The 12,240-nt window shown below is 74.3% G+C and carries 12 protein-coding genes; 6 read left to right on the forward strand and 6 right to left on the reverse strand.

Annotation, left to right across the window (positions count from 1 at the left end; genetic code table 11):
- Nucleotides 1–44: 44 nt before the first annotated feature.
- Entirely contained in the window at nt 45–698 is a 654-nt protein-coding gene (locus ACIG5E_RS19815) for an SAM-dependent methyltransferase (RefSeq protein WP_396534933.1), read from the forward strand.
- An 18-nt stretch (nt 699–716) separates the two neighbouring features.
- Here ACIG5E_RS19815 and ACIG5E_RS19820 read toward each other — a convergent pair whose 3' ends face one another.
- The gene (locus tag ACIG5E_RS19820; protein ID WP_396534935.1) at nt 717–1,229 is read right to left on the reverse strand and encodes an isochorismatase family protein; all 513 of its coding nucleotides are present in this window, start codon (nt 1,227–1,229) and stop codon (nt 717–719) included.
- Entirely contained in the window at nt 1,226–1,624 is a 399-nt protein-coding gene (locus ACIG5E_RS19825; protein WP_396534937.1) for a TetR/AcrR family transcriptional regulator C-terminal domain-containing protein, read from the reverse strand. The genes ACIG5E_RS19820 and ACIG5E_RS19825 overlap by 4 nt, the downstream gene beginning before the upstream one ends.
- Here ACIG5E_RS19825 and ACIG5E_RS19830 point away from each other — a divergent pair.
- A complete protein-coding gene (locus ACIG5E_RS19830; protein ID WP_396534939.1) occupies nt 1,619–1,855 on the forward strand; it encodes a hypothetical protein in 237 nt (78 codons plus the stop codon). The two genes, ACIG5E_RS19825 and ACIG5E_RS19830, sit on opposite strands and share 6 nt — an antisense overlap.
- Nucleotides 1,856–1,863: 8 nt before the next feature.
- Here the strand turns inward: ACIG5E_RS19830 and ACIG5E_RS19835 are convergent, their stop codons facing one another.
- The 3 genes from ACIG5E_RS19835 to ACIG5E_RS19845 all read right to left on the reverse strand — a co-directional run bounded on the left by ACIG5E_RS19835 (nt 1,864) and on the right by ACIG5E_RS19845 (nt 6,471).
- Nucleotides 1,864–2,250 (reverse strand): hypothetical protein, encoded by a 387-nt coding sequence (locus ACIG5E_RS19835; protein ID WP_396534941.1) that lies wholly within the window; start codon nt 2,248–2,250, stop codon nt 1,864–1,866.
- Nucleotides 2,251–2,474: 224 nt separating this feature from the next.
- Nucleotides 2,475–3,683: a hypothetical protein gene (locus ACIG5E_RS19840; RefSeq protein WP_396534943.1), complete on the reverse strand. Its 1,209-nt coding sequence runs from the start codon at nt 3,681–3,683 to the stop codon at nt 2,475–2,477.
- 73 nt (nt 3,684–3,756) lie between these two features.
- Complete coding sequence (locus ACIG5E_RS19845) at nt 3,757–6,471, reverse strand: hypothetical protein (protein ID WP_396534945.1); 2,715 nt, start codon at nt 6,469–6,471, stop codon at nt 3,757–3,759.
- A gap of 421 nt (nt 6,472–6,892) precedes the next feature.
- On the opposite strand from ACIG5E_RS19845, the gene ACIG5E_RS19850 reads away from it, so the two are divergent.
- The gene (locus tag ACIG5E_RS19850) at nt 6,893–7,462 is read left to right on the forward strand and encodes a hypothetical protein (protein WP_396534947.1); all 570 of its coding nucleotides are present in this window, start codon (nt 6,893–6,895) and stop codon (nt 7,460–7,462) included.
- Between the two features lie 39 nt (nt 7,463–7,501).
- Here the strand turns inward: ACIG5E_RS19850 and ACIG5E_RS19855 are convergent, their stop codons facing one another.
- The gene (locus tag ACIG5E_RS19855) at nt 7,502–9,016 is read right to left on the reverse strand and encodes a glutamate synthase subunit beta (RefSeq protein ID WP_396534949.1); all 1,515 of its coding nucleotides are present in this window, start codon (nt 9,014–9,016) and stop codon (nt 7,502–7,504) included.
- Nucleotides 9,017–9,178: 162 nt separating this feature from the next.
- On the opposite strand from ACIG5E_RS19855, the gene ACIG5E_RS19860 reads away from it, so the two are divergent.
- The 3 genes from ACIG5E_RS19860 to thpR all read left to right on the forward strand — a co-directional run bounded on the left by ACIG5E_RS19860 (nt 9,179) and on the right by thpR (nt 12,050).
- Entirely contained in the window at nt 9,179–9,862 is a 684-nt protein-coding gene (locus tag ACIG5E_RS19860) for a response regulator transcription factor (RefSeq protein WP_396534951.1), read from the forward strand.
- Nucleotides 9,859–11,244, forward strand: a complete 1,386-nt coding sequence (locus ACIG5E_RS19865) for an ATP-binding protein (RefSeq protein WP_396534953.1) — start codon at nt 9,859–9,861, stop codon at nt 11,242–11,244. Before ACIG5E_RS19860 ends, ACIG5E_RS19865 begins: the two co-directional genes overlap by 4 nt.
- A 188-nt stretch (nt 11,245–11,432) precedes the next feature.
- Entirely contained in the window at nt 11,433–12,050 is a 618-nt protein-coding gene (thpR, locus tag ACIG5E_RS19870) for an RNA 2',3'-cyclic phosphodiesterase (protein ID WP_396534955.1), read from the forward strand.
- The last annotated feature ends 190 nt before the right edge of the window (nt 12,051–12,240 follow it).

Here is a 12,240-nt window from a genome sequence, read left to right on the forward strand (position 1 = left end):
GCGGCGCGAACCGCCGCTACCCCCACCCCCCGAAAGGGCACCCCATGCACACCGAGCACACCGGGCACACCGAGCACGCCGACTCCGCGACCTTCTGGGAGAACCACTACTCCCGCCTCGACCCCGAGTGGGGCACCCGGCCCAACGCCGTCCTCGACGGCCTCGTCACCGCACTCGCGCCCGTCCCCGGCACGGCGCTGGACCTGGGCTGCGGACACGGCGGCGACGCGCTGCGGCTCGCCGCCCTCGGCTGGGACGTCACCGCCGTCGACGTCGCACCGACCGCCCTCGCCCGCGTCGCCGAGCTTGCGAGGGCCGCCGGCCTGTCCGCCCGGGTCCGTCCCGTCCGCCACGACCTGGCGCGGACCTTCCCCTCGGGCAGCTTCGACCTGGTCAGCGCCAGCTACTTCCACACGCCCGTCGAGATCCCGCGCACCCGGGTCCTGCGCCGCGCCGCGCAGGCCGTGGCGCCGAACGGGCTGCTGATCGTGGTGGACCACGCCTCGGTGGCGCCCTGGTCCTGGCAGGCCGGACAGGAGGTGGAGTTCCCCACGCCGGAGGAGGTCCTCGCCTCCCTGCGGCTCGGCGACGGCTGGCGCACCGAGCGCTGCCACGCACCCCGGCGCACCGCCACCGGTCCCGGCGGCCAGAGCGCGACCGTCACCGAGAACGTCATCGCGCTGCGCCGGACGGCCTGAGCACCCCGGCGCCGTCCACTATCCCAACCGCAGGTCCGCCGCCGCCACGACGTCCCCCAGCCGCGGGAAGTCCAGGTCCACCGAGGCCCGGTGCTCCGCCTCGGTCAGCCCGGTCATCGCGTCCTCGACGAAGACCAGCCGGTAGCCGCGGTCGGCGGCCGCGCGGGCGCTCGACTCCACGCCGAGGTTGGTGGCGATCCCGGTGAACACCAGGGTCTCGACGCCCCGGGCCTGGAGCAATTCGTGCAGCCCGGTGCCCTCGAAGGCGCCGATGGTGCGCTTCACCACGACCTCGTCGGCCGCCGCCTCGACCTCGGCCACCAGCTCGCTGCCGGGCGGCTGCTCGGTGACGCCCGGCCGCTCGACCCGCACCGCGACGACGGGCGCACCGGCGGCGCGGAAGTCCTCGGCCAGCTTCAGCGAGGCCGTCACGACCTCCGGACCGGTGTACGGCGCGAGCTGGTAGCCGACGATCCGCTCCATCAGGTCGATCAGGACCAGGGCCGTGGTGCGGGGATCAAGAGTGGTCATGGCGCACACGCTAACCCATCGCCCGTCAGGTGGGAGCTCTCCCCGCTCAGGTGGAGCCTTCCCCCGCCTCCCGCGCAGATCTCCGCCCGGAAGCCCTCGATCAGCACCCGCAGCCCGTAGTCGAAGTCGGCGTCGTGGTCGGTCATCCGCAGCCTCGGCGGCCTCGCTGAGCAGCGGGAGGTCGCGCAGGCCTCGTCCGGGAACGGCGGCCGGGTGCGCTTCGCGACGTCCTGCCGCCAGGCTTGCTCCTCGGTGGCCCAGCCCATGATGTACCGGTCGACGGTCAGCAGCAGTCGCAGCGCGGTGCGCGGGCGCAGTCCGGCTCGGCACCGTGCGCTCAACTGGGCTTTGATGGATGGGAGTTCGCCCTCGGTGCGCAGGGTGCCGGCGTGCACCCCGGCGCCGTCGCGGCAGGCGAGCAGGGCGGTGCGCTCGGCGCGGGCGTCGGCGGCGATCCACTCGGGCCGAACACGATGGTGGGCACGAGCTCGACCGCGCCGACCGCGCCGACGGCGAGCGGCGAGCCGGTGAGCTCGGCGTGCACTGGCGGCGCCGTCCTGGCCGCCGCCCTCCCCGCGCTCTGGCGCTACGACCAGCGCGCGCACCGGCCGGAGCTGGTCCCGTGACCGCCCGCTCAGCCCTGCGGAAACCCCTTCAAGGTCGCCTGCGGAAGCGCCGAGGAGTGCCGGGCGATCAGCTCGCCGAGCCGGCCGGGATCGTCCGTGCCGCGCTTGGGCAGCACGGTCATGACGCCGATCTCCTCGTCACCGCCCAGCAGCGGGAACAGCTCGGGCGCCTCCAGGTGGTAGCGCTGCTCCGGCCAGGAGAGCGGCGTGACGGACTCCGCGTTGGCGACGGTGAGCCCGGCGTCGTCCAGCATCACCCGGAACTCGCCGCGGTCCGCCACCGCCCGCATCGCCTGCCGCACCTGCCACCGGGGCAGCCCGAGCACCGCCGGCACGACCAGGACGAACAGCACCGACTGCGGCTTCACCGACCCCGCGTCGAGCGAGCACAGCATCCCACCGACCGCCGAGCCACCCGCGATCAGGTGAGTGTCGCGCCGCTCCCGGCGGCCCGCGACGGTCCCCGGGCGCGGGCCGCGAAGGCCGCCCGGAAGTCCTCGGCCGTCGGTGTGTAGCGCAGCTCCACCATCCCCGTCCTCCCGCCCGAATCCATCCCGCACGACCTCTCATCAGGCAGGTGCCGCGGGATGCTCGCAAAGCCCCGACCGCCGCCCGCCCGCTACCCGAAGGCCGGCAACAGGTACCCCAACTGCGACACCACCGACCACAGTTGGTCCGCCAGCCGGGCCGCCGCGGCGACCGCCCCGACGAACAGCTCGGGCGCGTTCGCCGCGGCGACCAGCCCGCCCTTGGCCACCACCCCCAGCCCGGCCACCACGCCCGTGCCCATCGCCGCCCACACCCCGAGGGCCAGCAGCCCGACCGCGCCCAGCCCGGCCAGGAACAGCTCGCCCTCGTGGGTGAACAGCCGTTGGTCGCGCTCGATCGACAGCGCCAACTCGGGCACCAGCGTGGGCCCGAGCGGAGCCGGCCGCTGCCGGGCCCGTACCAGGTTGAGCATCGCCTCCCGAATCCTGTCGGGCAGTTGCACCGCCCGCAGCGGCACCCGGTGGATGTGGTAGAGCACCAGCCCGTCGTACCCCGGACGCCCGTTGGCCGGCCTCGGGTACTCGCGGAACTCGGCCCGGTCGGTGGGCCAGTAGCAGATCCAGTCGACGTACGTCTCCCCGTTCAGTTCGGTGACGTTGACCGGCATCGGCAGGATCTTCAGCCCGGCACCGAGCCGCCAGTCGGTACCGGCGGCGACCACCGAGTACGGCAGCTGCTGGAGGGCAGTGCGCTGCATGGCGACCAGCCGGTTCTCGATCACCCGGCCGCACGGGTCGCGCAACACCGCGATCTTGCCCTGGAGTTCGCGGTAGGTGTCGAGGGCACCGCCCTCCGTGCCGACCTCCAGGGCCTCCATCCGCAGTTCGGGGACGTGGTTCTGCAGGCCGAGCAGGTCCGGCTTGAGCGCACCGCCCGGGGTGAGTTCGCGGACGGCCCTGACCAGCTTGACCGCCGGGGTGCTGCGGTCCTTCAGCATCCGCTTGATCGCGTCGACCTTGGCCGCCGGGAAGGTGTTGCGAAGGTCCTCCGACAGCACCTGGAGCACCATCCGCAGCACCGGGTCCTGCGGCTGGGCGGTCAGCCGCCCGTACGGCAGCGCCTCCTCGGGGCCGAGCCGGTCCCGGCCGGGCGTGCCCCACCACTCGGCGATCCGGTCGAGCTGGAAGGTCACCCAGGTCGCGCCGGGGCGGGCGTCGAAGTCCACCCCGAAGTGGTGGCGCACCCACAGCTCGGCGGCCAGGTACTCGAAGACCGTCGGCGGCTCCTCGCGCGCCTTGCCCAACAACAGGCAGGTGTCCTGGTCCCTGAGGAAGCTCATGCGCCCGCCTCGCTGCGCTCGGCAGGGGCATTCGCCCACACGCACCTCTTGATGGTTCGCTCGCTGCGCTCGCTCACGCGATGTCCTTCAACGGGCTGCTCACCGCGATGTCCGTCCCCGAGGTCGGCGTGTACTCGTTCCATTCCGCGATCAGCGTGCCCCGGTGGCCGGGGCGGCGGATCGGGAACGGCGTCAGGCTGCCGTCGTGCCGGTGGGTCAGCCCGGCCAGCAGCAGGTGGCCGTCGTCCGGCACCCGCACCACCGTTGCGGTCTCCTGGATCCGCCGGTCGTCGTACTCGTCCACGACCACCATGGTGTCCGGGTCGAAGCCCGCGCTGGAGGCGACCGGCACCAGCACCGGCGCTCCCCCGGCTGCCGGCTCGACCACGGCCTGGCAGGTGGTCACGACCTCGTCCTCCAGCAGCAGCGAGCTGCTGCCCGGGTTGGCCGGCGGGATGCCCGGATAGTTGCGGTCGTCGTAGGCGGCGATCTCCCGGGCGATCGTCAGGTACGGGTGGTCGGCGGGCAGCGGGGCTCCGCGGAAGCCGCCCTCGGCGAACCGCACCCAGGCCTCCTCCCAGCCCTTGCGCACGGTGAGCACCACCCGGGCGCTGCCCGCCCGCAGGAAGGCCTGCCGGTTGGCGTCGGGGTGGCTGATCCGGCTGACGAAGGGCCAGGCGGCAGGTGTGTCCCAGAAGTAGGAGTAGAGGAAGGTGACCACGTTCTCCCACTCGATGGCCTGGTTGACGAAGGCCGCCTCCGCCTCGTGCCCGAGCACCGCCGCCCAGGCCGCGGCGCTCAGCCCGAGCGCGCCGGTGTCGTCGCCGGTGAAGCCGGCGCCGTGGCCCAGCCGGTCGGGGTCGTTGCCGACCGAGGCCTTGAAGGCGTCCACGACCTCCGACGGCATGAGGTGGTAGTCCACGCCGAGCAGGAAGCGCAGCACGCCCTTCATGATCTCGTCGCTCTCCTCGCGCCGGAGCGTGAGGGTGTCCACGCCGTTGAGGCGTTCGCGCAGCGCGGCGGCGCGGGCGGCGAGGTCCTGCTGTTCGGCGTAGTACTTGGTCTGGGCGGCGTTGAACAGCGCCGCCCAGACGTCGTTCTGCCACTGCCGGCGCGCCTCGTCGGTGGGTTCGACGACGGCGGTCAGGCTGAGCCAGGTCTGCCGGTTGTTGACCAGGCGGAAGCTCACGGTGCAGGGCCCGCTCGCGTGCGCCAGCAGGGAGCCGTTGAGCGGGTCGGCGAGGTCGACCGGGCCGTGGGTGCCGAACGGCTCGTTCCATTCGGGGATGCTGCTGCCGAGCACCTTGAGGTTGTAGTGGTAGTCGCCGGTGCGGCTCTCCGAGGTGAACTGGAACTGCAGGTTCTTGATCCAGTACCGGTCCGGGACGTTGAGCGGCGGGGCGTCGAAGATGGCGGCGCCGTCGTTGTTGGGCGCGGTGACGTTGACGTGGATGTCCGGGTGCGGGCCGGGGGCGAGCGGCACCGCGGCGCCGTACCGCTCGGCGAGCACCAGGTAGTGCGCCTGGTTCTCCCCGGGGCGGACCTCCTCGGTGATGTCGGAGTGCGGCACGTCGAACCGGAACGGCCCCAACCGCGCTTCCAGCGCCGCGAGTTCGGCGTACGACTGGCGCAGCGCGCCGGCCGGCTCGGGGATCGCCAGGTCGTAGGTCAGCCGCAGCCCGGAGCGGTAGAGCCGCACCCGCCACTTGCGCATCATGCTGAAGTAGTCGATCCGGACGGCGTCGGTGGGGCTGGCGTTCTTGAGGGTGCGGGTGGTGGTCTCCGAGGAGCCGGTCACGGTGGTGGTGGTGATGGTGACCTTGTGCTCCTGCTTGGTGCGCGCGGAGGCCTTCTGGGTGATCGTGGTGGCGTGCTTGCGGCTGTCGGTGGCGGACTGCGAGTCGGCGCTCTGGCTGGTCATCCCGGAGCTGGCGGAGCCGGAGATCAGCGAGATGCCGCCGGAGACGGTGCCGGTGACGTTGAACTGGTTGCTGTGCTGAAGCTGGTTGGTGGTGGACTGGGCGAGCTCGGTGTTGTCGGTGACGCCGGTCTCGCTGACGTTCTCCAGCGAGTCGGTGACGATCGAGCTGAACTCCTTGGAGGTGACGGACCATTCCTTCTGGGTGACGGCCGTCTCCTCCAGCGGCGCCAGCGGGACGGTGGCGACCAGTTCGCCGCGCTCGATCCCGGCCGGGGCCATCTCCAGGCGCTCCAGGTTCAGCATGCCGATCGGCTCGACGGCCGCGTTGTGGTCGTACGCGGCGTTCGCGGCGGCGGCCCGCCCGGCCCGGGCCCGACCCTCGGCCGTGGCGTCCGCGCGGCGCAACCCCTCCAGCGCGCCGCCGAGTTCCCGTAGCGCGGGGCCGGGCACGGCGGCCAGTACGGCGGCCCGCAGCAGGCGGTCGCCGGGGTCGGCGGCGGAGGCGGCGAGCAGGTCCCAGGGCACCTCGGCCGTCAACCGCCCGTGCAGCGCGGCCACTTCGTCCGGCCGGAGGTCGAGCCGGCGCAGATAGGCGTGCTTGACGAAGCCGGGGCTGTGCGGCGGGCCGTCCACCTTCAGGGAGACGAGGGTGGCCTTCGGGATGCTGCGGGCCGCGTGCCCCAGCACCGGCGGCGACTGACCGCCACCCGACCAGGGCGGAACGGGTGGCACGGGAGGCACGGGCAGGCCCGCCACCGCCGGCACCTCCGGCAGCACCGGCGCGGGCACGGGTGGCTGCGCGGTCACCTGCGCGGGCACGGGTGGCTGCGCGGCCACCTGCGCGGGCACGGGTGGCTGCGCGGCCACCTGCCCAGCCACCTGCGCGAGTGGTTCCGCAGGCATCTGCGCCGGTGGCTGCGCGGGCACCCCGGGAAGTCGGTCGGGCATGGCGGTCCCCCTCCGTCCGTCTGCTGCCCGGCACCTACCCGGGGTCGCGACGGCCACGCGACGCGGGCGACGGCTCGCGGGGCACCCCGGGTTGCGCGGAGGTGAGCACCGGCGGGCGGTCCCATCGCACGCCGCCTTCATCATGCACACGCCTGCTCGTCTGCGCACACGCCTGCCGGCCTGCCGGGTCCGCGTCAAGCGAAATCTTGCCCCGGCCTCGTTGACTGACGCTTTGTCAACTATTCACCATTTCCGGTCTACCCGCATAGACCCGCTGATGGTGGCATGGACACACACCGCCCGGCGCCCCGTGCCGGGCCCGTGACAGGGAGCTCCCCACATGCTTCGTGCCCACCGCATCGCCCCCGCCGTCGCCACCGTGGTGCTCGCCGCGGCCGCCCTCGCGACCGCCGGCACCGCGCACGCCGCCCCCACCACCGCCTCGCACACCCGCGCCGCCCTCGACGCGACCTGCTCACAGGCCTACCTGCCGCTGCCCGACCCGTCCTGCACCCCCGGCGCCACCAACCCGGACGTCACCCAGGACACCATCGACTCCACCATCTGCGTCTCGGGCTACAGTACCTCGATCCGCCCGTCCAGCACCTACACCAACCGCCTGAAGGTCCAGCAGATCGCCCAGTACGGCTACGCCGACACCAGCACGGCGGACTACGAGGAGGACCACTTCATCCCGCTGTCGCTCGGCGGCAACCCCACCGACCCGAACAACCTCTGGCCCCAGCCGCGTTACGCCACCGGCGCGAGCGGCCTGTCCTCCACCGACAAGGACACCGTGGAGTACAAGCTCTACCGCGCCGTCTGCAACCACCAGGTGGACCTGGTGCCCGCCCAGCAGGCCATCGCCAGCGACTGGACCACCGCCCTCTCGGTCCTCGGCCTCAGCTGATCACAAGCCGCGGACCGTCCGGCGCGGGCGCCCACGCCCTCACAGCGTGAGCGTCCGCGCCGACGCCCGTACCGGTGCCGGGAGTTCGGTCCGTCCGCGCAGATAGCGGTCCACCGCCGCGGCCGCAGCCCGGCCCTCGGCGATCGCCCAGACGATCAACGACTGGCCCCGCCCAGCGTCCCCGGCGACGAACACCCCGTCGACCGCGGTGCCGAAGCCGTCGTCCCGCTCCAACGCGCCCTCCGGCCCGAGGCCCAGGCCGAGTTGGGCGAACAGCGGCTGGTCCGGCTCGGGCCCGGTGAAGCCCAGCGCGAGCAGTGCCAGCTGCGCCGGCAGCACCCGCTCGGTGCCCGCCCGGGGGCTGCGGTCGTCCGCCTCGCACGAGGCGAGGCGGACGACCGCCAGCCGCCCGTCCGGCCCCGGCTCGAACCCGACCGTCACTGCCTCGAAGACCCGGCCGTCGGCCGCCGACGGACCGGACTCCGCCCCCGACGGCCCCGGCCCGGCCGCCACCGCCCCCGACTCCTCGTGCGAGGTGGTCTCCCGGTACACCTTGGGGTGGACCGGCCAGGGCTGCTCCGGCGCCCGGCCCTGCGGCGGGCACGGGTTGATGTCCAACTGAGTGACCGCGGCCGCGCCCTGGCGCAGCGCCGTCCCCAGGCAGTCGGCCGCGGTGTCCCCGCCGCCGACGATCACCACCCGCCGCCCCTCCGCGGACAGCGGTGAGGCCGCGAGGTCCCCCTCGTCCACCCGGTTCGCCCACGTCAGGTACTCCAGCGCCGGATGCACCCCGGGCAGCCGGAGCCCGGGCACGGCCGGTTCCCGCCAGGCGGCGGCACCCACCGCGACCACCACCGCGTCGTACTCGGCCCGCAACCGCTCCCCCGTGACGTCCCGCCCGGCCCACACCCCGGTGCGGAACTCGGTGCCCTCGGCCCGTAGTTGGTCGAGCCGCCGGTCCAGCCGGTGCTTCTCCAGGCGGAACGGCGGGATCCCGTAGCGCAGCAGCCCGCCCGGGCGGTCGGCCCGCTCGTAGACCGTGGTCGCGTGCCCGGCCCGGGTCAGCTGCTGGGCGGCTGCCAGCCCGGCCGGGCCCGAGCCGATCACCGCCACGCGACGGACCGCGCCCCGCCGTTCGGGCGGCAGCGGCCCGTCCCAGCCCTCCTCCCAGGCGCGGTCGGCGATCGCCAGCTCCACGTTCTTGATCGTCACCGCGGCCCCGTCGATCGCCAGCACGCAGGCGCTCTCGCACGGCGCCGGGCAGAGCCGCCCGGTGAACTCCGGGAAGTTGTTCGTCGCCAGCAGCCGGGCGGCCGCGGCCCGCCAGTCCCCGTCCGCCGCCAGCCGGTTCCACTCCGGCACCAGGTTCCCCAGCGGGCAGGCCGCGTGGCAGAACGGCAGTCCGCAGTCCATGCACCTCGCCGCCTGCCCGCCCACCACCGGCAGCAGCGCCCCCGGCCGGTACACCTCGCGCCAGTCCCCCAGCCGCTCCCGCGCGTCCCGCCGCTCCCGCTCCGCGCGCGGGGTGGTGAGGAAGGCCATCCGCTCTGCCATCGCGGCCTCCGGCGGGACGTGCCGACACGGACCGGCGGCCCACCCGGCGGCGCACCACCGTGTGGCCACCGTACGCCCACGAAGCGGCGTGCGAAACCCGCGGCGGGCAGCAAGCCCCGCCCCGCTCTCCACTGCCGTGAGCACGCCAGGGAGAATCTCCCCATGACCCACACCGTGCTGATCGCCGAGGACGACCGCGCCATCCGCGACTCGCTCACCCGCGCCCTGACGCTGGAGGGCTACCGGGTACGGATAGCCGCGGACGGCACCCAGACCCTCGCCGTCCTCGCCGAACAGCGCCCGGACGTCCTGGTGCTCGACGTGATGATGCCCGCCCCGGACGGCCTGGAGGTCTGCCGCCGGCTGCGCGCCGCCGGGGACCGCACCCCGGTGCTGATGCTCACCGCCCGGGTCGAGATCCCGGACCGGATCGCCGGACTGGACGCCGGCGCCGACGACTACCTGGTCAAGCCCTTCGACGTGGACGAGCTGTTCGCCCGCCTGCGCGCCCTGCTGCGCCGCAACCCTCCGGCCGAGACCACCGAGGACGTGCTGACCGTCGCCGACCTGCGGGTCGAGCCGCCCGCCCGCCGGGCCTGGCGCGACGGACGCGAACTGGAGCTGTCCCGCACCGAGTTCGACCTGCTGGAGCTGCTCGCCCGGAACGCCGGCGCCGTCCTCGACCAGACCACCCTGTACGAGCGGATCTGGGGCTACGACTTCGGCCCCGGCTCGAAGAACCTCGCGGTGTTCATCGGCTACCTGCGGCGCAAACTCGACCTCCCCGGCCTCACCCCGCTGATCCACACCGTCCGCGGCGTCGGCTACACGCTGCGCGAGCCGTGACCGGCCCCGCGGGCAACCGCCCCCGCCTGCCCCGCCCGGGCCTGCGCACCACCCTCTCGCTCGCCTTCGCGGCGATGGCGGCGCTGGTCGCGGTGCTGATCGGCACGCTCGGCTACCGCGCCGCCGCCGCCCTGATCCAGGACGACGAGGCGGACGACTTCAACTCCGCCGTCCACGCGGTGAGCGGCCAGGTCGACCGCCAGAAGCTGTTCCCGGGGGACTTCAACGGCCCGAGCGGGCTGAGCGAGCAGCTGCTGCACCCGATCCGGGTCACCGCCCAGGCCCTCGCCCCCAACGGGGCCGTTGTCCCGGGCACCTCCCACATCGCCCTGCCGCCCACCCGGGACGACCGCGAGCTCGCCCACGCCGACGCCGCCGCCCGGACGGTGACCGACGTGCGCCGCCTGCCCGGCGCCACCTGGCGGGTGGGGGTGGTCTCGCTCGGCGGCGGCCGCGGGGCCGTCCAGATCGTGCAGCGACTCGACGACATCGAGGAGCTGTTGGCGCGGCTGCGCACCCAGATGGTGGCCGTGGTGGCCGCCGTCGTGCTGGTGGCGGGCGGGGCCGGCTGGCTGGTCGCCGGACGGGTCACCGGCCGACTGGTCAGACTCACCGACGCCGCCGAACTGGTCGCCTCCAGCGGCCGGTTGGACGTCCCGGTGCCCGCCGCGGGGACGGACGAGGTGGGCCGCCTCGGCCGTGCCTTCGACCGGATGCTGGTCCGCCTCGCCACCGCCAAGGAGAACCAGCGCCGGCTCGTCCAGGACGCCGGGCACGAGCTGCGCACCCCGCTGACCAGCCTGCGCACCAACCTCTCGGTGCTGCCCAGCATCGACCGGCTGCCGCCCGCCGAGCGCGCCGCGCTGCTCGCCGACCTGTCCGAGGAGGCCCGGGAGTTGACCCAGCTGGTGGAGGAGCTGGTGGCGCTCGCGGCGGACCGCAAGGCGGACGAGGACCCGGTCGAGGTGGTGCTGGCGGAGGTGGTGCACGAGGCCGCCGCCCAAGCCCGCCGGCGCAGCGACCGGGAGATCACCGTGGACACGGACGGCACCGTCGTCATCGCCCGCCCGGACGCGCTGGCCCGCGCGGTGAACAACCTGCTGGAGAACGCGGCCAAGTTCGACCCGGCCGGGACGTCCCCGATCGAGGTGGTGGCGCGCGGCCCGCGGGTCGAGGTCCGCGACCGGGGCCCGGGCATCGACGAGGCCGACCTCGACCGGGTCTTCGACCGCTTCTACCGGGCCACCGCCGCCCGCAGCCTGCCCGGCTCGGGCCTGGGCCTGGCCATCGTGGCCGAGGTGGCCCGCTCGCACGGCGGCACCGCGTTCGCCGCCAACCGGGAGGGCGGCGGCGCGGTGATCGGCTTCACCCTCGGCGGCTAGCGACCCGGGTCGGCGGGCCGGCACCCGGACTCCGGCACCGTGCCCGGACGTCGGACAGCGCCCGCCGCAGCAGCTCCGTCGGGCTCCCCCAGGCGTGCCGGGGCAGGCCGGAGGCGGCCCGGCCCAGCCCGAGCGGCACCACGAACCCGAGGCCGCTCAAGCCGGTGCGGGGGTGCTAGAAATCCCTCGTGCACGATCACCCAGAACCCCCGACCCGGCGCGTCTTCGTGGCCCTGGCTCCGCCCGACGACGCCAAGGACGAACTGGCCCGGGCCCTGCAGCCCGCCTACGCCGGGTACCCGCGGCTGCGGTGGAACCGGATCGAGGACTGGCACATCACCCTGGCCTTCCTCGGCGAACAGCCGTCCACGGCGGTGCCGCTGTTGCAGTCGGCGTTGGCCGGTCCCGTCGCGTCGCATCCCGCCCTGCGGCTGAGCCTGCGGGGCGGCGGCCACTTCGACGAGCGACTGCTCTGGAGCGGGATCGACGGCGACCTGGAGGGGCTGCACCTGCTCGCCGCCGCCGTCCGGGAGGTGGTCAGGTCCTGCGGGATCCAGTTCAGGGACCGGCCGCTGCGCCCGCACCTGACGCTGGCACGGGCCCGCCGTGACGACCCGGTCAGCGTGCCGCAGGCCGCGGCCGGGCTCGGCGGGTTCGTGGGCCGGCCGTGGCGGGCCGAACGCCTTCACCTCGTCGGCAGCAACATCGGCCGGGGCCCCGGGCCGATCCGCTACCGCGACATCGCGACGTGGCGACTCGGCCTCGCCGTCCGGGCCCGGGCCGACGGCCCCCTCACCGAACCGTAGGAGCCCGCGGGCGAGCACCTCCGGGGAGCGGGGAGTCGACGCCGACGAACGGGCCCCCGGCACGATGCCGGGAGCCCGTTCCGGGATCAGCCTCAGACCCGAATCCGCAGGTAGTGGCCGACGGCCAGTCAGTTGATATCTGGGCTGGCCGTCGGTGCGGGTGAGAGGTGCGCGGGCATGGCGGCGGCCC

The organism is Kitasatospora sp. NPDC053057, assembly GCF_044546945.1.
In the GTDB taxonomy this organism is placed as follows: domain Bacteria; phylum Actinomycetota; class Actinomycetes; order Streptomycetales; family Streptomycetaceae; genus Kitasatospora.